We start from the raw sequence: 19,939 nt of genomic DNA, 5'->3' as shown, positions 1-19,939 counted from the left end.
GGCGCCGCACCGTCTGCCGCGGGCTGGGCGCGCGTGCACGGCGAGCGCTGGCGCGTCGCGAGCAGCATGCCGCTGGCCGCCGGCTGCCGCGTGCGCGTGACCGGCCGCCACGGACTGATGCTCACCGTCGCGCCGCTCTACGACGTACCCGCACCGCACCAACACCAGGGAGAACCTTCATGATCGGTTACACGTTCGGCTTCGGCAGCGTCCTGATCGTCTTCGTCGTGGTGCTCGCCGCGTCGTCGATCCGCATCTTCCGCGAGTACGAGCGGGGCGTCGTGTTCATGCTCGGCCGCTTCTGGAAAGTGAAGGGGCCGGGGCTCGTGCTGATCATCCCGATCGTCCAGCAGGTCGTGCGGATCGACCTGCGCACCGTCGTGTTCGACGTGCCCGCGCAGGACGTGATCACGCGCGACAACGTGTCGGTGAAGGTCAACGCGGTCGTGTATTTCCGCGTCGTCGATCCGGAAAAGGCGGTGATCCAGGTCGCGCGCTTCTTCGAGGCGACCAGCCAGCTCGCGCAGACGACGCTGCGTGCGGTCCTCGGCAAGCACGAGCTCGATGCGCTGCTGGCCGAGCGCGAGCAGTTGAACGCGGACATCCAGAAGACGCTCGATGCGCAGACCGATGCGTGGGGGATCAAGGTGTCGACGGTCGAGATCAAGCACGTGGACCTGAACGAGACGATGATCCGCGCGATCGCGCGGCAGGCCGAGGCCGAGCGCGAACGGCGCGCGAAGGTGATTCATGCGGAGGGCGAACTGCAGGCGTCGGAGAAACTGCTGCAGGCCGCGCAACGGCTCGCGCAGCAGCCGCAGGCGATGCAGCTGCGCTATCTGCAGACGCTGACGACGATCGCGGCGGACAAGAATTCGACGATCGTGTTTCCGCTGCCGGTCGATCTGCTGGGGGCGCTGCTGGAGCGGTGGGGAGGGAAGCGCGAGGGGTAGTCCCCCGCGTTCGCCACGCGACGGCAAGCATCGGCCAACGCGGGATGTCCTGCCGCATCGGCCGAATGGTATGGAAGGTGCCGCTCGCGGCGAGTTGGACGTATACATCGAGAATACATCGAGACACGGAGAGGAATGGCGCGAAACGTTACGAGCCGCTCTGGCGGGTTGCGGGCACGTGGCCCCATCGACGCATCTCGGTTTCACGACCGACTGGCATTTGACGCCCGCATGGCAACGGATCGAGGCCGGCCACCATGGAACGCAACACGACGCATTTTGACATCCCGACGATAGTTCGCTAGGATCGCCAATGACAACGCTGGGGACGCCTCTCGACGATGCGCAACACCTCAGACGACAAAGGACGCGCAAGCGTCCTTTTTTTTATTCCCGCCCGTCGTGTCCGGGTCCACCTCGCAGCTATCTCGCTGACGCCACGATGGAGTCGATCAAGTCGGCTCCGCCTTCAATATCCTCGTTACCCACGAATCGGGACACCTCCATGTGTCCGTCGTCGAACACGTCGATCTCGACACGTTGCCCGACGACCGTCACGGAAACGAGGATCGAGTCGGGTCGATGGCGGCTGAGTGCATAGGCTAGATGGGCGCCATCCAGCTTCGTCAGCAAGTCGAAAATCGGATGAGTCATGCCGGATCCTGTTTCCTGAATGGGTTGTCGTCGAGCAGTTCGAGCGCTTTGCGCGCGCCCTTACCCCATTTGCGCGCATCGCTCTGAATATTGTCCAGCGTCACGTCGAGATACTGGCTCGGCAACTCGCGCTATGCGGAACCTGTGCATTCCGCAGAAATGACATCGCAGGCGTTCCTTGCAGCGCACCGGAACCATCGGAAAGTGTCATCGGCTTATCGTGCGCTTCATGAAATTGGCCAGCGTCATGGCGACCCGCTTCTAGAGCTTCCCCTCCATTTCCCCCCTCCATTAGGACAAATCCTCACCCTTCGGGACTGGCGCGCCGCGCGGAACTGTCTATGATTATTACATCGATCAATGGCACATTAAATGCTGACTGAATAACCGGCGACGCAAGCCGCCGGCGCACATTCCGGATCAGCATTCCCTGGAGACGCCCCATGTCCGATCATCCGCTGCCGGAAGTCCACCTCGACGAGCTGCCGCAATTCCGCGCGGTCCAGCAGCTCGCGTACCGCTGCGTCGAAACCGTCGGCGGCATGCTCTACCCCGGCATCACCGAGAAGGAAGCGGCCCGCCTGCTGACCGAATGGCTGCAGGACCACGGCGTGCACGACTGGCTGCACAAGCCGTTCGCTTGGTTCGGCGACCGCACCGCGTTCGAAGGCTTCTCGGGCCTCAAGCACATGGGCGGCTTCAATCTCGCGTTCTTCCCCAGCAACCGGCAGCTCGAAACCGACATGCCGGTGATTCTCGACGTCGCGCCCGTGCTCGACGGCATCGTCGCCGACGTCGGCTACGCGCACTGCCTCGGCAGGAACCCGATCCTCGAGCAGCTGCAGGACGACTTGATGGACCATCGCGACATGATCGTGCGGCTCGTGAAGGCGCGCCGCCCGATGGCCGAGGTCGCGCAGGAAGTCGACGCGCTGTGCCGCCGCCAGGGCGTCGAGCCGCGCCACAAGGCGTACCCGTTCAAGGTGCTCGCGCATCGCGTCGCGAAGATCCACAAGCTGTCGAAGCCGCGCTTCGTCGCGCGCTTCGGACTGAATGCGACGCGCAACCTGCTGCTCGATCAGGGCCGCGCGGCGAAGCAGCAAGGCTGGTCGCCGCTGTGGTCGATCGACCGCCGCTCCGAACACGCGCCCGTGCCGGGCCTGTGGGCCGTCGAGCCGCACCTCGGCTTTTCCGGCGTCGGCGCGAAATTCGAGGAACTGCTCGTGATCACCGACGACGACGCGTACTGGCTCGACGACGAACTGCCGCACGTGCGCCGCTGGCAGCGCCGGCTGGCCGAACGCGCGCAGGCCGTCGCGACCGTGCCGGCCGCCGCCTGACGCGCACCGCGCCCCCTGACCGACTTCCCGACGACGGACTCACGATGCAGCCTCTTTCCGACGAAGCGCCGCTGGCCCTGTTCGAATCGCTTCACAACGAAACCGCCGTCGCCTCCGGCGACCTGACGCTCGCGGTCAGGACCTGGGGCGATCCGGCCCGCTCGCCGGTCGTGCTGGTGCACGGCTACCCCGACGACAGCAGCGTCTGGCAGCAGGTCGCGCCGCTGCTCGCGCGCAAGCATTACGTGATCGCGTACGACGTGCGCGGCGCCGGCCTCTCCGGCGCGCCGAAGCGCACGGCCGACTATCGGCTCGCGAAGCTGACCGACGATTTCATCGCGGTGATCGATGCGCTCTGTCCCGGCCGCGCCGTGCACCTGATCGCGCACGACTGGGGCTCGATCCAGGGCTGGGAATTCGTCACCGAGCCGCGGCTCGCCGGCCGCATCGCGTCGTACACGTCGTGCTCGGGGCCGTGCCTCGACCACGTCGGCTTCTGGCTGCGCGAACGCCTGCTGCATCCGTCGCCCGCGTCGCTCGGCAAGCTCGGCGGCCAGCTCGTACGGTCGTGGTACGTGTACCTGTTCCACCTGCCGTTCATTCCCGAACTCGGCTGGCGGCTGTGGCTCGGCCGCGCGTGGCCGCGCCTGCTGCGCCGGATCGAGAAGACGCCCGTCGTGCCGCGCGCGACGCAGGCCGACGACGGCGCGCGCGGCGTGCGCCTCTATCGCGCGAACTTCATCCGCTGCCTGTTCACGCCGCGCGAACGCTACGCGCATGCGCCGGTGCAGACGATCGTGCCGCTCGGCGACAAATACGTGAGCCCCGCGCTGTCCGAGAACCTGTCGCGCTGGGTGCCGCAGTATTACCGCCGCGAGGTCGCGGCCGGCCACTGGCTGCCGCTCGCCGATCCCGCGCGCTTCGCCGGCCTCGCCGAACAACTGATCGACGCGGTCGAATCGGGCGACGAGCCGCCCGCGCTCGCGAACGCGCGCCGCCGCGCGACGAGCGGCCGCTTCAGCGGCAAGGTCGCGGTCGTCACCGGTGCGGGCAGCGGCATCGGCCGCTGCGCGGCGCTCGCGTTCGCGCGCGAAGGCGCGACCGTCGTCGCGGTCGACATCGATCTGGCGAGCGCCGAACGCACCGCGCTGCTGATCGGGTTGATCGGCGCGCAGGCGCATGCGAAGCGCGTCGACGTCGGCTCCGCCGACGAGATGGAAGCGCTCGCGACCTGGGTCGGCAGCGCACTCGGCGGCGCCGACGTCGTGATCAACAACGCGGGCATCGGCATGGCCGGCGGCATCCTCGACACGAGCACGCGGCACTGGGAGCGCATCCTGCACGTGAACCTGTGGGGCGTGATCCACGGCTCGCGGCTGTTCGCGCAGCAGATGGCCGCGCGCGGCACCGGCGGCCACATCGTCAACACCGCGTCGGCCGCCGCGTTCGGGCCGTCGCGCGACCTGCCCGCGTATGCGACGACGAAGGCCGCGGTGCTGATGCTCAGCGAATGCATGCGTGCGGAACTCGCGGAGCAAGGCATCGGCGTGACGGCCGTGTGCCCGGGTTTCGCGGAGACCGGAATCATGGCGTCGACGCAATACGCGGGTGCCAACGCGCAGGACGAAGCGCGCCTGCGCAAGCGCGCGACGAAGCTGTACCAGATGCGCGGCCTGAAGCCCGAAACCGTCGCGCAGGCGATGGTCGACGGCGTGCTGCGCAACCGCCCCGTCGTCGCGGTCGGCGGCGAGGCGCACGCGCTGCGCTTCGTCGGCCGCTTCATGCCATGGCTCGGGCGCATGATCGCCCGCGTCGGCATGGCATCGCATTGACGGCGCCCGGCGCCGCACAGGGAGACACCGATGACCGATACCGCCGAATACCACAAGATCAAGGCCCGGCACGTGAAGTTCGACTTCAGCGATACGCCGATCACCTGGGTGCCGAACGATCCGGGCAGCACGCACATCATCAACACGCTGAACCTGTTGTTCCCGGAAGGCGAACTGTGGTTCTGCCGCGTGTACAACAAGGCGCTGCCGCTGATCACCGATGCGCGCCTGCGCGACGAGGCCGAGGGTTTCCTGCGCCAGGAGGCCGTGCATTCGCGCTCGCACGGCGGCGTGCTCAAGCACTACTACGACCGGCACGGCATCGACACGAAGCCGTTCACGCAGAAGCTCAACCGGCTGTTTACGCGCGTGCTCGGCGAACAGCCGCTCGGACTGAAGATCGGCCATACGCGTTTCTGGCTGCGCCAGCAGCTCGCGGTGATCGCATCGCTCGAGCATTTCTTCGGCTATCTCGGCAACTGGGTGCTCAACGCGCACGGCCTCGACGAAGGCAAGGCCGACCCGACGATGGTCGACCTGCTGCGCTGGCACGGCGCGGAGGAAGTCGAGCACCGCACCGTCGCGTTCGACATCTACCGGCACATGGGCGGCTCGTATCCGGAGCGCTGCGTGCACATGGCGTTCGTGATCGTGCTGCTGCTCTACTACATCACGACGGGCGCGAAATACATGTACCGGCTCGACCCGGGCGCGGGCCGCTATCCGGGCTTCGCGCTGGCGTGGCGGCAGGGTTCGCGGCGCGGCCATCTGCCGTCGTTCTGGAAGGTGATCGGCGCCGCGCTGCGCTACTTCAAGCCGAGCTATACGCCGCACCACGAAGGTTCGACCGAGCAGGCGCTCGCCTATCTGGCGCGCTCGCCGGCCGCGCAGACGGCCGCGCACGGCGGCAACTGGGGCACCACGAAAGGCGCATGACGACGCACGCGGCGGGCAGCGCCCGCCGAAATGCGTACAATCGCGGCTTCATTTCCCGGAGGTGCCGCGATGGCCATGAAGAAAACCGATCTCGAAAAGAACAAGGCGCTCAAGCTGACGCACGCGATGAAGCAGTCCAGCTCCGCGCGTTTCGGCAAGGGCGTCGAGGCAGCGGCGGCGCTCGATCGCCGCGCGCAGCGCAAGCTCGACCAGGAACAGGGGCTCGTGCCGTTCGCGTGCAAGCTGAACGCCGAGCTCGTCGAGCAGTTGAAGGCGCGCGCGGCGACGCACCCGAACGGGATGACGGGCCTGCTGTCCGAACTGCTCGTGAACGCGCTCGCGCAGCGCGACGCGTAACCCGCCCCTGTCTCGAAAATAGTCGTTGACAACGCCGCGCGGCGGCGACAAACTCGTTCGCATGCCTACGTTCAAGCTCATCGCCATCGCGATTAATGCCCCGGTGAACGCCCATATGGGTGCGTCACGGGAGGAGCTTGTGCGCTAGCAACCGAGCAGTACCGCATGTCACACAAGGCCTCACCGGAAACGGATGAGGCCTTTTTGTTCTGGTGCGCGTCATCCGTCCGGTCAACGAATGGAGCAAGACGATGGACCAGGCAAGCCCGCTGTTTGTTCGTCCCGATCCGCGCCGCGCGGGCGCGATCGCGTTACCGACCGTCGTGATTCGTTTCGCGGTCGCGCCGCGCACGACGCTGAGCTGGCGCGCGCCGCGCGATGCGGAGATCCGCGCGCACGGCGCGCCGCTGTGGATCACGCGGCCGCCGAGCGTCGACGATTTCTGGGTGCAGCCCGGCGACGTGCTGCGCATCGCGCGCGGCGAGCGCATCTGGCTCGGCACCGATAACGGGCAATCGGCCGAAGCGTCGATCACGACGGCGTACGTGCAGCGCGGCGAGCGCTTCAGGCGCGCGCTCGCGCAAGTGCAACGCTTGCTCGTCGGACGATGGCGAAGAAGTGGATGATCGACGCGCGCTCACGCGCGCAGGACGCGGAACGGCCGCGACCGGAAACGGGCGCACCTGCGGCGCAACACGCCGCAGGTGCGCATCGAATGACGCGGCATGCCGGTGCATGCCGCGAGCGATCGCGCGCCGTGCGCGGCCACCGGCTGCATCGGATGCGGTGGCTCAGGTGCTGGCGGCGAGACGCGGGCCCGTACTGCGTGGAGTCGAATCGAGCTCGGGCCTTTGCGTCGCCTGCGAGGTCACCCAGGGATCGATGCCCTGCTTCTGCACTTCCTCGAGGAACGACACACGCGTGCGCCAGTAATCCGCCTGTAATTTCGCGTCGATGACGCGCTGCTCGGCTGCGAACAGTTCCATGCGCGCCGTCACGAGCATCGACGCAGCGGTTTTTTCCGGCGTGGGGGCGTGCCGCATGGCCCAACGGCTGATCCAGTTCAACATGCTGACCTCCGTGATGGCGGACGAACCCGCATCGGGCAATCGCAACCGGCCGTGTCTGCCCGAACCGCACAACGGCCGTCACCGCGCTTCACCGCCCTGGCCCACACGTGCTGCCGCTCCCCCGCGCCGACAGCAACCGGCACGGGCGTGTGTACGCGGTTTCTCTATCCTAGAAAGACTTGCCGGTTTACGCGATGGGGTCTTGCAATCTTTTACACAGAAAACCACAGTTGAGCCCGCATCGCGAAATGACAGTTGCGGACGGGACGGCATCGGCGCAGGATAGCCCGATGTCCGCACCGGCCTGGACTGACGAATGGCCGACGCATGCCCGCCGTCCGGACAGCATGCGGGCGCTCCGTTTCAGTCGCATGTCATCGCAACGACCCTGCCGCTGCAGCGCCGTTGCGCACGCATCGGCCGCCTTCGCGCGCGCCGTCGTCCCGTTTCTCCTGCCCGCAGCCGCCGAACCGGTAAAATGCGCGCCGTCTTCGCGCGGCTGGCCGGCCATCCTGCCGTCGACCGCCCGCCCGTTCCGCACAAAGATCGCGATCATGCCCCGCAACTATATCGTCGGAGCTATCCGCGCTATTACAATCCGCCGATAGCCGGGCAATAGTGGCTGGTTACAGTTAGCCGGCCGCACGCTGCCCGTACAACAATTCGGCACAACAAGCAACACGACAACCCGACCGGAGAAACGCCTTCATGGAATCCATCAAGCGGTATTTCGGCTTCGCTGAAGCCGGCACCGACTTCCGCACCGAAATACTCGCGGGCGTCACCACGTTCCTGACGATGGCCTACATCATCTTCGTCAACCCCGCGATCCTCGGCGACGCCGGCATGCCGAAGGAATCCGTGTTCGTCGCGACCTGCCTCGTCGCAGCGCTGGCATCGATCATCATGGGGCTGTACGCGAACTACCCGATCGCGTGCGCGCCCGGCATGGGCCTGAACGCGTATTTCGCGTACACCGTCGTCAAGGGGATGGGCTTCACGTGGCAGGCCGCGCTCGGCGCGGTGTTCATCTCCGGCTGCCTGTTCCTGATCGTCACGCTGTTCCGCGTGCGCGAAGCGATCGTCAACGGCATTCCGAAATCGCTGCGCATCTCGATTACCGCGGGCATCGGCCTGTTCCTCGGCATCATCTCGCTGAAGACGTCGGGCGTGATCGTCGGCAACCCGGCGACGCTCGTCACGCTCGGCGACCTGCACAAGCACGACACGATCCTCGCGATCGTCGGCTTCTTCACGATCGTCACGCTCGACCACCTGCGCGTGCGCGGCGCGATCCTGATCGGCATCATCGGCGTGACGATCCTGTCGTTCTTCTTCGGCGACAACCAGTTCCACGGCGTGTTCTCCGCGCCGCCGTCGATCGACGCGACGCTGTTCAAGCTCGACATCGGCGCCGCGCTGTCGACCGGCATCATCAACGTGATCCTGGTGTTCTTCCTCGTCGAGCTGTTCGATGCGACCGGCACGCTGATGGGCGTCGCGAACCGCGCGGGCCTGCTCGTCGAAGGCAAGATGAACCGCCTGAACAAGGCGCTGCTCGCCGACAGCACCGCGATCGTCGCGGGCTCGGTGCTCGGCACGTCGTCGACCACGGCGTATATCGAGAGCGCGTCGGGCGTGCAGGCCGGCGGCCGCACGGGCGTGACCGCGATCACCGTCGCGGTGCTGTTCCTCGCATGCCTGTTCATCGCGCCGCTCGCGGGCGTGGTGCCCGCCTATGCGACCGCACCGGCGCTGCTGTACGTGTCGTGCCTGATGCTGCGCGAAATGGTCGACGTGCCGTGGGACGACGCGACCGAAGCCGTGCCGGCCGCGCTGACCGCGCTGCTGATGCCGTTCACGTACTCGATCGCGAACGGCGTCGCGTTCGGCTTCATCGCATACGGCGGCCTGAAACTGCTGACCGGCCAAGGCGGCAAGGTCAAGCCGATCGTGTGGATCATCGCGGCCGTGTTCCTGTTCCGCTTTTTCTATCTCGGCAGCGAATGACCGACGCGCCACCGCGCGACGCACGATAAGCAAACGCCACCTTCGGGTGGCGTTTGTCGTTTCGCGGACATCGCGGCGGACGGCCGATACGACACGGGCGCCGGCATACGGCGCCCGTTCCGTCACCGACCGCTCGACCGGTCAGCGCCAGTTCGCCTCGTAGAAGCGCACGTAGCCGCTGCGCAGCGTCACGCATTGCGCGCGCGTTTCCGACAACAGCCGCCGCGCGGCCGCCTCGATGCGGTCGCGGTGCTGGTCGAACGCACCGACCATGTCCTCGAAGCGCGGCGACGCCGCACCGAAATGATCTTCCAGCGCCTCGGCCGTGATCTGACATTGGACGCGCTCGCCATTGACCAACGCCGTAAACGCAAGCATCAGGTCGCGCCCCGAATATTCGGGCGCATCGTTCGTGAAATGGATCTGCATGGGAGCCGCCTCAATCGTCCGGTAGAAAACGAATGACCGCGTCCGTCGTCCGCCACCGGCCGGACGAGAATGACGCGGGCTCGCCGGCGGAGGCATCGACCACGGGGATTGGCGTGGACAATGCATGCCGGTTGCATTCCACTTTAGACGGTTTCACGCAGGAGACAAAATTTCGGTGTACGTCGCCCCGACGCGGATCAAAGCGTGATCCGCGCGGCATCCGGCACCGTTTTCCCGACGCGCATCAATGCGGGTCGGTGGGCCAGACGTTGAGTGCGATCGCGGCGGTCGTGGCGCCGGTTGCGATCGCGGCCGCCCCGTATCGCACCGCATCGGTCAGATCGAACAGCAGCCCGTGGATCGCCACGGCGATGCCGCCCAGCATGATGAAGGTGGCGATGGCCGCCAGCACGACTCTCAGTTCCGTCCGAACCATGATGGCTCTCCCGAACGGATGCATGTCGCGTCGCATGCATGTTGCAGTGCGGAGCACGGCGCGTGCGTGCTCCATTTCCATCATTGCAGGTAGGCGCTTAAAAGCAAGGAGAATTTGCCCGTGGTCGCGCATCGCACGCGGCGCTTGTATGATGACGGATACTCGAATGACCGGCGCGCCGCATGGAGTGGCGGGGGATGACCGGGCGATGATCGCGGCACGCAGCCGATCGCGGCGCATGGGGCCACAGCAAGCGCTGAAGCGCCAACTGCGACCGACCGCGGTGCATGGGGCCGCCGTAGGCGCTGAAGCGCCAACGGCGGCCGACAGGAGACAACCGATGCCTCAATCTTCCGTGCTGCCCGCCACGTCGGGCCGCATCGACCTGCTCGCGCAGGCGCATGTCCGTTCGACCGCGGTCGGCCTGCGCGCGGACGAGCGCCCCGATTTCTCGCCGCTGTCGCACATCGCGCTGCGCGAACTGCTCGACACGAATCACGCGCTGTTCGCGCACGCCCGCCCGGTGATGGAAAACCTGCACGCGCAGATCGCCGATACGCAAAGCCTCGTCCTGCTGACCGACTCCGCCGGCGTGATCCTGCACAGCATCGGCGACGCCGACTTCATCGAGAAAGCCAACCGCGTCGCGCTGTGCACCGGCGTGTCGTGGGCCGAACGCGCGCGCGGCACCAACGCGATCGGCACCGCGCTCGCGTCGGGACAGGCGATCGCCGTGCACGGCCCGGAACACTTCCTGCGCGCGAATCACATCCTCACCTGTTCATGCGCGCCGATCGTCGATCCGTTCGGCCGCACGCTCGGCGCGCTCGACGTCAGCGGCGATCCGCGCGGCTTCAGCCCGCATACGCTCGCGCTCGTCAGGATGTCGGCACAGCTGATCGAAAACCACCTGTTCGCGAACCAGTGCGCGGAAGCGCTGCGCCTGCGCTTTCACGCGCACGAGGAATGCGTCGACTCGCTGTTCGCCGGGCTCGTCGCATTCGGCCCGGACGGCGGACTGATCGCCGCGAACCGCAGCGCACAGTTCCAGCTCGGTGCGCCGTTCGATGCATTGCAGCATCAGGGCTGCGACGCGCTGTTCGGGATGCGTTTCGGCGAACTCGCACAGCAGGCTGCCCGCGCGCCGGGCGCGACGTTCCGGCTCACGCTGTCGACCGGCGTGCGCGTGCTCGCGCGCTGCGAATTCGCGGAGGCGCACAAGACGGCCGTCACCGTCGCGCCGCCCGCGCCCGCCGCACGCATGCGCGCACCGGACCCCGACGCGATCACGTTCGCGACGCTCGACAGCGGCGACGCGCGCATGGCCGCGGTGCTCGAACGCGTCGCGAAGATTCGCGGGCGCGACCTGCCGCTGCTGATCCTCGGCCAGACCGGCACCGGCAAGGAATGGCTCGCGCGTGCGCTGCATCACGCGTCGCCGCGCGCGGACGGTCCGTTCGTCGCGGTCAACTGCGCGGCGCTGCCCGACTCGCTGATCGAGGCCGAACTGTTCGGTTACGAAGACGGCGCGTTCACCGGCGCGCGCAAGCGCGGCAGCCCCGGCAAGATCGCGCAGGCCGACGGCGGCACGCTGTTTCTCGACGAAATCGGCGACATGCCGCTCGCCCAGCAGGTCCGGCTGATGCGCGTGCTGCAGGAGCGCGCGGTGATGCCGCTCGGCGGCGCACGCGCGGTGCCGGTCGACGTGCGCGTCGTCTGCGCGACGCACCGCGACCTGCGCGCGATGATCGCGGCAGGCACGTTCCGCGAAGACCTGTTCTACCGGATCAACGGCCTCGCGGTCACGCTGCCGCCGCTGGCCGCGCGCACCGACCTGCCCGCGCTCGTCGAACGGATCCTCGCGCGGCTCGCGCGCAGCGAACCGATGCCGCGCCGGATCGCGCCGGCCGTGCTCGACGCGTTCGCGCGCCACCGCTGGCCCGGCAATCTACGGCAAATGACCAACGTGCTGCGCACGGCCGGCATGCTCGCCGACGACGAACCCGAAATCACGCTCGCACATCTGCCTGACGATTTCTGGCTCGACTGCAACGACGCGCCGGCAGCCGCGACGCCGTCGCCCGACACGCGCGAAGCGGCAACGCTGCAGGACCACCAGGCCGCGGTCATCGACGCGGTGCTGGCGCGCCATGGCGGCAACGTGTCGGCCGCCGCGCGGGAACTCGGGCTCGCGCGCAATACCGTCTACCGGCACCTGCGCCGCCACTGACGGCCGTCGCCGGCGGCCCGCCGGGCGCAGACCGCTTCGGGTATGCTTCGCGCATCGCCGCCGATTCATCGCCCGTTCACCCATGACCGATTCCGAACGCCCTCCCGTCGTGCGCATCGAGCCGCTCGGCATCCGCTTCGACGCGCCCGACTCGCTGACGCTGCTCGAGGCCGCCGCGTTCGCGCGCGTCTCGCTGCCGCGCTCGTGCCGCAACGGCACGTGCCGCACCTGCCTTTGCCGGATCGTCAGCGGCAGCGTACGCTACACGATCGAATGGCCGGGCCTGAGCCGCGACGAGAAGGCCGACGGCTATACGCTGCCGTGCGTGGCCGTCGCGACGTCGGATCTCGTGCTCGACGTGCCCGACGCGGTCATGCTCGACTAGGGTCCGCACGCGCCATGCGCGCGCCGCGATCCGCAACCGCCTGATCCCTGCATGGAGAACGTCATGACACAGCAAGCCGATCGCATCGAAAAACAGGTCCTGCTCGCCGCGCCGCGGGATCGCGTCTGGGAAGCCGTCAGCAATGCCGGGGAGTTCGGCAGCTGGTTCGGCGTCACGTTCGACGGCCCGTTCGTCGCCGGCCAGACGCTGTTCGGCCGCATCACGCCGACCACCGTCGACGCGGACGTCGCGAAGGCGCAGGAGCCGTATGCGGGCGCCGTATTCGAAATCGTCGTCGACCGCATCGAGCCGAAGCAACTGTTCGCGTTTCGCTGGCATCCGTTCGCGATCGACCCGAACTTCGACTACGCGTCCGAGCCGATGACGCTCGTCACGTTCTCGCTCGCCGACCGACCGGACGGCACGCTGCTGACGGTCGTCGAATCCGGCTTCGACCAGCTGGCCGCCGCGCGCCGCGCGAAAGCATACGAAATGAACGACCAGGGCTGGGCCGCGCAGATGACGCTGATCGCCAAATATCTGACGAAACACGCGTAGCGCGACGACGACCGGAGCATGTACGGACGCCGCCGCGCACCATCCCCGGCATGCGCACCTTCACATATCCGCGCCGCGGCGCACATGGCATAATCCCGCTCCATCATCGTCCTCTCGCCATTGCGCATCGCATGCTGAGTCGTCGTCTCCGGAAGATCGGCAGCCTGATCGGGATGTTCGCCATCCTGATGGCGTCGCTCGCACCGACGATCTCGCAGGCGCTGACGACACAGGGCCGCGTGGACGCGCTGCTCGCGAGCTACTGCACGGTCCAGCCGTCGTCCGCGGGCGACGCCGCCGACGCATCGTCGAAAAGCCTGCATGCGCATCTGCAGGCGTGCGGCTACTGCAGCCTCCTCACGCATGCGCCCGCCCTGCCGACGCCCGAACTGACGTTCGCGGCGACCGTGCGCGTGATCCAGCATCGCGAAGCGACCCGCTTCGAAAGCCTGCGCCGCGCGCTGCCGCTCACGGCCGCGCAGCCGCGCGCCCCGCCGTTCCCGTCCTGAACCGTCGCCATTGCGCGTGATGCCGGCGTGCATCGCGCTGTCCGCGCACGCCGTCGGCGTGCGTGAACCGACACGTTTCGAAGGACGATCATGACGATCCCCATTGCTGCACGCGGCGGCCTGCCGCGCGCGCGCCTCGCCGCTCCTGCGCTGCTCGCGGGTGCGGCGCTCTGCTGCTGTTTCCCCGCCGCCGCCCGCGCTCATGCGATTGCCGGCGACCGTGTATTCCCTGCGACGATGGCCATCGACGACCCCGGCGTCGGCGATGAAATCGACTTCCAGTTCGGCCACATCAAGACGCCGGGCGACGGCGGCGACGCCAACGTCAACACCGCGTCGTTCGAATGGGACAAGCTGATCACGTCGAACCTCGCGTTCAGCGTCGGCAGCGCGTACGTCACGCAGAACGCGCCGGACGGCGGCTCGGCGAAAGGCGCAGACAACCTGACCGTCGGCCTGAAATACCTCGCGTACGTGAACCCGGCGCACGAGTTCATGCTGTCGGCCGGCGTCAACGCGACCCTCGGCGGCACCGGCTCGAAGGCGATCGGCGACGCGTTCTCGACGATCTCGCCGGGCGTGTTCTTCGGCAAGGGCTTCGGCGACCTGCCCGACGCGCTCGCGTACCTGCGCCCGCTCGCGATTACCGGCGTCGTGTCGCCGAACTTCACGACCAACGCGTCCGCGCCCGATTCGCTCGACTGGGGCATGACCGTGCAGTACAGCATTCCGTACCTGCAATCGTCGGTGAAGAACCTCGGCCTCGGCGCACCGTTCGCGAACCTCGTGCCGATCGTCGAATTCCCGATGAATACCTGTACCGGCGGCGCGTGCTCGGGGCAGACCACCGGCACGATCGATCCCGGCGTGCTGTGGATGACCCGCTGGGGTCAGTTCGGCATCGAAGCGCAAATCCCCGTCAATCGCGCGTCAGGACGCCATACGGGCGTGCTGCTGCAAGCCCACCTCTATCTCGACGACCTCTTCCCCCACTCGATCGGCAAACCGCTCATCCAGCCATGAAAACTTCCGCCCTTTTCCGCAGCGCCGTCGCCGCACTGACCCTCATCGTCGCGCAGGCCGCGCACGCGCACGCATTCCCGAAAACGCAGCAGCCGGCCGCCGGCGCCACGCTCACCAGCGCGCCGCACGCCGTCACGATCGATTTCGACGAAGCGCTCGAACCCGCGTTCAGCTCGATCGCGGTCACCGACAGCCACGGCCAGTCCGTCGCCGACGGCAAGTCGAGCGTCGACGACGGCAACCGCAAGCGCATGCACGTCGCGCTGTCGAACCTGACGGCCGGCACCTATACGGTCGCGTGGGTCGCGGTGGCCAGCGACGGGCATCGCACGCAAGGCCACTACACGTTCACGCTGAAGTGACACTCGCTCGCGCCTTTCAATCAACCCAGGACAACCCACGATGAAGAAATCGCTCTCCGCCGGCCTGATGCTTGCCCTGCTGGGGCTGCACGCCACGGCAACGTTCGCGGTGCCGGCCGTGCAGGCCGATGCGTGCTGGATTCGCGCAATGCCGGCGACGGTGCCGTCGTCCGGCTATTTCACGGTGAAGAACAACGGCGACAAGCCCGTCGCACTGACCGGCGTCGACACGCCCGCGTTCGGGATGGCGATGCTGCACGAGACGCAGACCAGCGGCAGCACCGCGAAGATGGTCCACGTCGACTCGGTCGAGGTGCCCGCGCACGGCACGCTGACGTTCAAGCCGAAGAGCTATCACGTGATGCTGGAAGAACCGCGCCAGCCCGTCGCGCCGGGCGCGAAGGTGCCGCTCGCGCTGCATTTCGCCGACGGCTCGACGGTGTCCGTGAGCTGCGACGCGAAGTCGCCTTCGTATACCGGCCAGTAAGGCCGCATCCGCAACGACCGATGGGGGCACCATGAAAGACCGACTGTCGCTGGCCGACCTGATCGTCCGCTACCGGACGCCGCTGAACGTCGCCGTGCTGATTGCCTGCGGGTTATGGGCGGGATGGATCGCGTGGATGACGCGGCCGGGCGCCATCGATTCGCCGTCCGCGATCGCCGCATACTGCATGCGCGACGCACGTTGACGCCGGGCGTCGGGGTGAAGCACGCCGCCGCGTCGTCATGCGCAGCTTCGCCCCGACCGCGGCGCCGCTTGCCGACCGCCGCCTGCCGACTGCGCGGCAGGCGCCAGCATCACCCCTTCGACGCGGCCAACACGGCCGCGATCTCGTCGAACGACGGCCGCGCGTCGATCTCTTCGTTCAGACAGGCGGCGGCAAGCGCATCGAGTACGTCCGAACCTTCCCACGCACGCGGCTCGCATCGCGCCAGCAACTCGTCGAGCAGATAACCGAAGGCCCTGACTTCCAGCCGTTCGAGCCGCGCCGCGCGCACGCGGTCGTTCACGTCGTAGACCGACGCCGCGCCAAAATCGCCGAGCAACGCGCCGCCCGCGCCGTCGTGCAGGATATTGTGCGCGTACAGGTCGCCGTGCATGATGCCGCGCGCGTGCAGATGACGCGCGACCGACGCGATGCCGTGCGCGATCCGCCATGCCGTCGCCGGTGCGAATCGCACATCGGCCGCATATACGTCGCGCGTGCAGGTCGCGAAGCTCGGCGGCGCGGCGAGGGTGTCGAGCGCGGGATCGACCAGTTCCATCACGAGGCCGTGTGCGCCGTCCGGATGACCGCGCAGCTGGCCGATCACCGGGATCATGTTCGGATGACGTCCGGCGTGCAGGCATGCGGCCATTTCGCAATCGGGCAGGCCGTCGCTCGTGACCGCACCCTTGAACAGCTTGACCGCGACCGCGCGCGGCGCCTGCCCTGCCGCGTGCCATTGCGCGCGGTAGATGACGCCCGATGCGCCTTCACCCAGCTTCTCCTCGCAGGCGAGTTCGCTCCAGTCGATCTCTGCGACGCTCCGATCGGTCGACGCTTCGGCCTCCAGCGCCGCACCGAACGGATTGCCCGCATACGCGAGCCACGCGAGGCGCGGCAGGCGCAGCAGCCAGTCCGGCAACGTCTCCAGCCGGTTCGCGGACAGGCGCACGAGTTCGAGCGCGCGGCATGCTGCCATTTCCGCGGGCAGTACACGCAGACGGTTGCCCGCGAGCATCAGCTTCTGCAATCGCGAACAATCGCCGATTTCGGCGGGCAGTTCGTCGATTTCGTTGTCGGTGAGAATCAGCCAGCGCAGCGCACGCGGCAGCGCGTCGCGCGGCACGGTACGGATCCGGTTCGCCTTGAAGCCGACCATGTCCAGCTGCGAACATGCGCCGAGCACCGCGGGCAGCTCGGTGAAACGGTTGCCGGACGCGAACAGGATGCGCAGACGGTGCAGCCTCGGCAGGTCGTCCGGCAGCGACGCAAGCGTGTTGCCGGTCAGGTCGAGCACTTCGAGCGTATCGGCCAGGTCGAAGATCTCGCGCGGGAATTCGGTCAGCCCGCAGGCGAGCTTGAGCTGCCGTGCGCCCGTCAGGCGGCCGGACTGCAGTTGTTCGAGGGTGTTTTTCACGATGGAAGCGGGCGGCAGTAGCGATGATCGTCGGATCGATCGCACGAATTTTACCGGGATCGCTTGCGCGCCTGCATCCGTCGGCCCTCTTCACAAACGCACAATGTGGCGCTAGAATTGCGCCCCTTGACGTGCCGACGTGGTGAAATTGGTAGACACGCTATCTTGAGGGGGTAGTGGCGAAAGCTGTGCGAGTTCGAGTCTCGCCGTCGGCACCAGAAACGATACAGGCGTGTCGCGAACACGTCCGTGGCTGGAAAAAGAAACCCGCGTCGGCGTCAGGCCGCGCGGGTTTTTTCGTGTCCGCAAGCGCCGGGCAGCAGGCAACCCGCGACGCGCCCTCAGTGCTGCAGGAAATCGATCACCATCCGGTTGAACGCATCCGCATGCTCCCACTGCGCCCAATGTCCGCAGCGGTTGAACACGTGCAGTTGCGCGTTCTGCATCCCGGCGATCAGCCGCAGGCCGATATCCATCGGCACGAAGCGGTCGTCGCGGCCCCAGATGACGAGCGTTGGCGCCGCGATTTCACCTAGCCGCGGGCCGTAGTCGGTGAACTGCTTCGGATTCGCCGCGAGGCTCTTCACGAAGTTCTCGAGGTGATCGCGCCGCGCGAGCATGTTGTCGAGGCGCGCCTTCATCAGTTCGTCCGTGATCGCGCTCGCATCGTAGACGAACACGTTCATCATCCGCTTCAGGTTCTCGATCGTCGGCTCGCGATACAGGCCCTGCAACAGCTTGATGCCTTCGGTCGGCATCGGCGCGAAGCTGCTCGGGCCGCCCGTTCCGCCGCCCATCAGCACGAGCTTGCCGACCCGCTCCGGGTTGCCGAGCGCGAACGCCACCGCGCTGTGTCCGCCCATCGAGTTGCCGAGAATATGCACGCGCCCGATGTCGAGTTCGTCGAGCAGCCCTTTCAGCACGCGGCCGTTGAGTTCCGAGCGGGACGACGTGCAGACGACCGGATCGCTCTTGCTCCAGCCCGGGCAGTCCATCAGGATCACGCGATAGCCGGCCGCGACCAGCGGCTCGACGTTGCGGTTGAAGTTCGCCCAGCCGCTCGCGCCGGGGCCTGAGCCGTGCAGCATCACGACCGTTTCGCCGGTCGGCCCGGCGCCCGTGTCGTTGTAGTGGATCCGCAGTTCGAGGTCGCCGTCCTTCACGCGCGCAAACCGGCTCGTGGACGCTTCCGTGATCGGTGCAGTCGTCGCAGTCATGATGATGTCCTTCTCCGTAAAAATGAATGATCCCGATCGCGGACCGCGCATGCGCGCGGCCCTCACGAATCGCTAAACGCGCTGCGGCTCGCCCGCGCGCTGCTGCGTGAACGCGCCCACTACCCTCAACGCCGCCACCGCGGCGATCACGACCAGCGGAATGCTGGCCGACACCAGCATCGACGGGCTCTGACCGAGCGCGAACAGCTGTCCTGCCACCAGCGGCCCGAGAATCGACCCGAGCCGCCCCACCGCGACAGCCGCGCCCACGCCCGTGCCGCGCACTTCGGTCGGATACGCGTGACCGGCGAGCGCATACAGCACCGACTGGCCGCCGACCAGAAACAGCCCGCACAGCAGGCCGCCCACCGCCATCGACGTCGCACCGCCCGCGCTCGCGAGCGTGGCCAGCGCGACGCCTACGCCGACGTACATGCCGATCACCGTGCCGCGCCGCCCGAAGCGGTCCATCAGCGTCGCGATCGTCACCGCGCCGATTCCGCCGCCGATGTTGAACATCATCAGCACGACGTTGGACTGCACGCGCGTCAGCCCGCGCGACAGCACCATCGACGGCAGCCAGTTCATCAGGAAATACAGCACGACCAGCGTGCCGAGATAGCTGATCCACAGTGCGACGGTCGTGCGCGCGCGGCCGTAGCGCCACAGCGCGTCGCTCACGCCGGGCAGGCCGGCAGCGCGGCCGGCCGCGCTCGATCGCGTCGCCACGAACTGCTGCGATTCGTGCAGGAACAAGCCGAGCAGCGGCACCATCACGAGCGGCCCGAATCCGCCGACATAGAACACATGGCGCCAGCTCGCATCGCCCGCGCTCGCGATGCCGATCACCGCGGCAATCGCCGCGCCGAACGGCATCCCGCAGTACATCGCGCCGACCGCGGTGCTGCGCTGCTGCGGGCCGGCCGCTTCCGAGCACAGCGCGATCAGGTTCGGCATCGCGGCACCCAGCCCGAAACCCGTCATCAGCCGCGCGACGAGCAGGCTCTCGAAACTCCAGACCTGCGTGGTCGCGAGCGAGAACAGGCCGAACATCGCGACCGACCACATCAGCACGCGCTTGCGACCGAAGCGATCGGCGAGCCGGCCGCCGAACGCGGCGCCCGGCAGCAGGCCGATCGCGCCCGCGCTGAATGCCCAGCCCATCTGCGCGACGGCGAGCGAGAACTCCTTCGCCATGCGCGGACCGGCCACGCCGGCCGATTGCAGGTCCAGCCCTTCGAGCAATGCGATCGCCAGACACAGCGCGATCGTTGCGTGCCCGTTTCGCGCGGTGCCGCCTTCCTTTCGTGACGTATTCATCCAAAGTCTCCAATGATCGATATGCAGGCCGCTCTTGTCGGCGGCTGTCATGGATCGGACCGCGTCGTGCGCGGCCCTGCGGTCCGTTCTTATGCGGCCTGGCCGCGCTTCTTCAGATCGAGCGCAACGTCGACGATCATGTCCTCCTGCCCGCCGACCATCCGGCGCCTGCCCAGCTCGACGAGAATGTC

The 19,939-nt window shown here is 67.5% G+C and carries 24 protein-coding genes and 1 tRNA gene; 17 read left to right on the top strand and 8 right to left on the bottom strand.

Going from position 1 to position 19,939, the window contains the following annotated elements; all coding sequences use genetic code 11:
• The coding region (locus BST28156_RS35145; RefSeq protein WP_367651240.1) for an NfeD family protein at window positions 1-183 on the top strand (183 nt) is incomplete at its 5' end.
• Window positions 180-953 carry a slipin family protein gene (locus tag BST28156_RS32550; RefSeq protein ID WP_060245646.1) on the top strand — a complete coding sequence of 258 codons (774 nt, stop codon included), beginning with the start codon at window positions 180-182 and terminating at the stop codon, window positions 951-953. The genes BST28156_RS35145 and BST28156_RS32550, both read left to right, overlap by 4 nt.
• A gap of 423 nt (window positions 954-1,376) precedes the next feature.
• On the opposite strand, the gene BST28156_RS32545 is transcribed toward BST28156_RS32550, so the two are convergent.
• Window positions 1,377-1,607, bottom strand: coding sequence for a hypothetical protein (locus tag BST28156_RS32545; protein ID WP_174904397.1), 231 nt, complete (start codon window positions 1,605-1,607; stop codon window positions 1,377-1,379).
• A gap of 443 nt (window positions 1,608-2,050) precedes the next feature.
• Here BST28156_RS32545 and BST28156_RS32540 point away from each other — a divergent pair, with 443 nt between their 5' ends.
• From BST28156_RS32540 to BST28156_RS32520, 5 genes are all read left to right on the top strand, one after another.
• Window positions 2,051-2,947, top strand: coding sequence for a M24 family metallopeptidase (locus BST28156_RS32540; protein ID WP_174904396.1), 897 nt, complete (start codon window positions 2,051-2,053; stop codon window positions 2,945-2,947).
• Window positions 2,948-2,991: 44 nt separating this feature from the next.
• Complete coding sequence (locus tag BST28156_RS32535; protein ID WP_174904395.1) at window positions 2,992-4,779, top strand: SDR family oxidoreductase; 1,788 nt, start codon at window positions 2,992-2,994, stop codon at window positions 4,777-4,779.
• Window positions 4,780-4,809: 30 nt separating this feature from the next.
• Window positions 4,810-5,715, top strand: a complete 906-nt coding sequence (locus BST28156_RS32530) for a metal-dependent hydrolase (protein ID WP_174904394.1) — start codon at window positions 4,810-4,812, stop codon at window positions 5,713-5,715.
• Between the two features lie 69 nt (window positions 5,716-5,784).
• On the top strand, window positions 5,785-6,072 hold the full coding sequence (locus BST28156_RS32525) for a hypothetical protein (protein WP_009695844.1): 288 nt from the start codon (window positions 5,785-5,787) through the stop codon (window positions 6,070-6,072).
• Window positions 6,073-6,323: 251 nt separating this feature from the next.
• Window positions 6,324-6,698, top strand: coding sequence for a DUF2917 domain-containing protein (locus BST28156_RS32520; protein ID WP_174904393.1), 375 nt, complete (start codon window positions 6,324-6,326; stop codon window positions 6,696-6,698).
• 165 nt (window positions 6,699-6,863) lie between these two features.
• Here the strand turns inward: BST28156_RS32520 and BST28156_RS32515 are convergent, their stop codons facing one another.
• Window positions 6,864-7,142 carry a hypothetical protein gene (locus BST28156_RS32515; protein ID WP_009695842.1) on the bottom strand — a complete coding sequence of 93 codons (279 nt, stop codon included), beginning with the start codon at window positions 7,140-7,142 and terminating at the stop codon, window positions 6,864-6,866.
• 708 nt (window positions 7,143-7,850) lie between these two features.
• Between BST28156_RS32515 and BST28156_RS32510 the strand changes: the two genes are divergently transcribed.
• Window positions 7,851-9,152, top strand: a complete 1,302-nt coding sequence (locus tag BST28156_RS32510; RefSeq protein WP_174904392.1) for an NCS2 family permease — start codon at window positions 7,851-7,853, stop codon at window positions 9,150-9,152.
• Between the two features lie 141 nt (window positions 9,153-9,293).
• Here BST28156_RS32510 and BST28156_RS32505 read toward each other — a convergent pair whose 3' ends face one another.
• Window positions 9,294-9,581: a DUF1488 family protein gene (locus tag BST28156_RS32505; RefSeq protein ID WP_009695840.1), complete on the bottom strand. Its 288-nt coding sequence runs from the start codon at window positions 9,579-9,581 to the stop codon at window positions 9,294-9,296.
• 244 nt (window positions 9,582-9,825) lie between these two features.
• Window positions 9,826-10,017: a DUF2964 family protein gene (locus tag BST28156_RS32500; protein ID WP_040132061.1), complete on the bottom strand. Its 192-nt coding sequence runs from the start codon at window positions 10,015-10,017 to the stop codon at window positions 9,826-9,828.
• Window positions 10,018-10,357: 340 nt separating this feature from the next.
• Between BST28156_RS32500 and BST28156_RS32495 the strand changes: the two genes are divergently transcribed.
• The 8 genes from BST28156_RS32495 (at window position 10,358) to BST28156_RS32460 (ending at window position 15,776) form a co-directional block, all read left to right on the top strand.
• Complete coding sequence (locus tag BST28156_RS32495) at window positions 10,358-12,247, top strand: sigma-54-dependent Fis family transcriptional regulator (RefSeq protein ID WP_174904390.1); 1,890 nt, start codon at window positions 10,358-10,360, stop codon at window positions 12,245-12,247.
• Between the two features lie 82 nt (window positions 12,248-12,329).
• Entirely contained in the window at window positions 12,330-12,632 is a 303-nt protein-coding gene (locus tag BST28156_RS32490; protein WP_009692771.1) for a 2Fe-2S iron-sulfur cluster-binding protein, read from the top strand.
• Window positions 12,633-12,695: 63 nt separating this feature from the next.
• A complete protein-coding gene (locus BST28156_RS32485; protein WP_009692772.1) occupies window positions 12,696-13,190 on the top strand; it encodes an SRPBCC family protein in 495 nt (164 codons plus the stop codon).
• A 131-nt stretch (window positions 13,191-13,321) separates the two neighbouring features.
• Window positions 13,322-13,699, top strand: a complete 378-nt coding sequence (locus BST28156_RS32480; protein WP_174904389.1) for a DUF2946 domain-containing protein — start codon at window positions 13,322-13,324, stop codon at window positions 13,697-13,699.
• A gap of 90 nt (window positions 13,700-13,789) precedes the next feature.
• A complete protein-coding gene (locus tag BST28156_RS32475) occupies window positions 13,790-14,722 on the top strand; it encodes a hypothetical protein (protein WP_174904388.1) in 933 nt (310 codons plus the stop codon).
• Window positions 14,719-15,084, top strand: coding sequence for a copper homeostasis periplasmic binding protein CopC (gene copC, locus BST28156_RS32470; protein ID WP_174904387.1), 366 nt, complete (start codon window positions 14,719-14,721; stop codon window positions 15,082-15,084). The genes BST28156_RS32475 and copC overlap by 4 nt, the downstream gene beginning before the upstream one ends.
• A gap of 40 nt (window positions 15,085-15,124) precedes the next feature.
• Window positions 15,125-15,571 carry a copper chaperone PCu(A)C gene (locus tag BST28156_RS32465; protein ID WP_174904386.1) on the top strand — a complete coding sequence of 149 codons (447 nt, stop codon included), beginning with the start codon at window positions 15,125-15,127 and terminating at the stop codon, window positions 15,569-15,571.
• A 31-nt stretch (window positions 15,572-15,602) separates the two neighbouring features.
• Window positions 15,603-15,776: a hypothetical protein gene (locus BST28156_RS32460; RefSeq protein WP_174904385.1), complete on the top strand. Its 174-nt coding sequence runs from the start codon at window positions 15,603-15,605 to the stop codon at window positions 15,774-15,776.
• A gap of 109 nt (window positions 15,777-15,885) precedes the next feature.
• Here BST28156_RS32460 and BST28156_RS32455 read toward each other — a convergent pair whose 3' ends face one another.
• Window positions 15,886-17,211, bottom strand: coding sequence for a leucine-rich repeat-containing protein kinase family protein (locus tag BST28156_RS32455; protein ID WP_174904384.1), 1,326 nt, complete (start codon window positions 17,209-17,211; stop codon window positions 15,886-15,888).
• A gap of 133 nt (window positions 17,212-17,344) precedes the next feature.
• Between BST28156_RS32455 and BST28156_RS32450 the strand changes: the two genes are divergently transcribed.
• A tRNA-Leu gene (locus tag BST28156_RS32450) sits at window positions 17,345-17,429 on the top strand.
• Window positions 17,430-17,552: 123 nt separating this feature from the next.
• Here BST28156_RS32450 and BST28156_RS32445 read toward each other — a convergent pair.
• The 3 genes from BST28156_RS32445 to BST28156_RS32435 all read right to left on the bottom strand — a co-directional run.
• Window positions 17,553-18,428 (bottom strand): alpha/beta fold hydrolase, encoded by an 876-nt coding sequence (locus BST28156_RS32445; RefSeq protein ID WP_059517048.1) that lies wholly within the window; start codon window positions 18,426-18,428, stop codon window positions 17,553-17,555.
• Between the two features lie 72 nt (window positions 18,429-18,500).
• Entirely contained in the window at window positions 18,501-19,748 is a 1,248-nt protein-coding gene (mhpT, locus tag BST28156_RS32440; protein WP_060245660.1) for a 3-(3-hydroxy-phenyl)propionate transporter MhpT, read from the bottom strand.
• Window positions 19,749-19,837: 89 nt separating this feature from the next.
• On the bottom strand, window positions 19,838-19,939 hold a 102-nt coding region (locus BST28156_RS32435), incomplete at its 5' end, for a hypothetical protein (RefSeq protein WP_174904383.1).

This window comes from Burkholderia pseudomultivorans, assembly GCF_902499075.1.
GTDB classification, from domain to species: domain Bacteria; phylum Pseudomonadota; class Gammaproteobacteria; order Burkholderiales; family Burkholderiaceae; genus Burkholderia; species Burkholderia pseudomultivorans.
The sequence above is the reverse complement of the archived record's forward strand: the minus strand, read 5'-3'. Positions and strand labels throughout refer to the sequence as shown.